The sequence below is a fragment of the Bacillus cereus group sp. BfR-BA-01522 genome (genome assembly GCF_022662635.1).
GTDB lineage: Bacteria > Bacillota > Bacilli > Bacillales > Bacillaceae_G > Bacillus_A > Bacillus_A cytotoxicus.
The window spans coordinates 1-223 of sequence record NZ_JAKUDY010000069.1; the positions used below are offsets into that span (position 1 = coordinate 1).

Here is a 223-nt window from a genome sequence, read left to right on the forward strand (position 1 = left end):
TTAGATTCAGATAGATGTATTGATTTCTATCATAGAAAACAAGAAAAGAAAATAAATACATTACTTGAGGATTATACAACGCTGCAAAACTATTGTGATAAAGCAGGACAGGTTGTATATGAACATATAGATGAACCGTTCTATAAAAAGATGGATGAATTTGCTCAAAAAATGAGAGACATATCCATTCGAGACTTTCAAACAAAAAATCGAATTGGTGCCA

1 pseudogene is annotated in these 223 nt (G+C 30.5%); it reads left to right on the forward strand.

The annotated features are described in order from the left end of the window. A pseudogene (locus MR059_RS21695) lies at positions 1-223 on the forward strand (hypothetical protein); the annotation flags it as partial.